The sequence below is a fragment of the Alcanivorax sp. HI0083 genome, from assembly GCF_001635175.1.
On sequence record NZ_LWFX01000294.1, the window covers coordinates 1 to 1,082 of the forward strand.

Consider the following 1,082-nt stretch of genomic DNA (forward strand, 5'->3'; position numbering starts at 1 on the left):
TGTAATCGAAGAACAAAGGTTCCGCCCGTGGATGTCCCAACCCGCGCTTGCAGACTTCCAGCAATTCGATGGTGGTAATGGAGGGGTGCCCCATACCTTCGCGCCACCAGTCCGTGGGCATATCCACAAACCGGGCGGCCTGGGTTTCATCCAGGGCATCATGGTTGGCCCGGCGGGAATAGTAGATAAACGCGGCCAGATTCACGGACACCGACCAGAACACACCATGGGTTAGAGGCTCCAGCCCTTCGATGCCGAACATGGCATGGGGACGTAGCAGGCCCAGGCCGAACAGCCCCTGGGTATTGAGCACGGTCACCCACTCCACGGGCAGAATCACCGGCGCCAGCAGGCAGTAAAACCACACCACAAACCCCAGCGCCAGGCCGATGAACGCCCCCTGCTTATGGCCATTGCGCCAGTACAGGGCACCGATCAGTGATGGCGCGAACTGGGCCACGGCGGCAAACGACAGCAGCCCGATACTGGCAAGGCCGTCGAACCGGTCGATCAGCGTATGGAAGGCAAACGCCAGCCCCAGCAACACCAGAATGCTGGCCCGGCGCAGAAAGCGCAGTTGCGTGCTGAGATCCGGCAGCTGATCCTTTTCATTGAGCCGCGACTGCAACCACATGGGCAGCAGCACTTCGTTGGTCAACATAATGGCCAGCGCCATGGTGGAGACAATCACCATGCCAGTGGCCGCCGCAATCCCGCCAATAAACGACAGCATCAGCATGCCGTGATTGGCCTGGGCCATGGGCAACGACAACATGTAAGTGTCTGCATGACCGATCAGGTAGGGCTGGGTAATCACGCCGGCAATCACGATCGGCAGAACAAAAATCGCAAACAGCGCCAGGTAAAACGGAAACAACCAGCGCGTGGTGCGCAAATGGCGCAGGTCATTGTTTTCTACCACACCGGCATGGAACTGACGGGGCAGACAGAGAATCGCCACCATGGAAAGCAATAATGAAGTGACGAAACTTTGCGAAAACAGGGTCGGTTCAAAACTCTGCATGACATCGCTGCGCTCGCTCAGCTGCTGCCACATATCCACCGGGCCATCAAAAATGGCA

Annotated in this window: 1 pseudogene; it reads right to left on the reverse strand. The window is 58.2% G+C overall.

Annotation, left to right across the window (positions count from 1 at the left end):
* A pseudogene (locus tag A3754_RS27065) lies at window positions 1-1,082 on the reverse strand (hybrid sensor histidine kinase/response regulator); the annotation flags it as partial.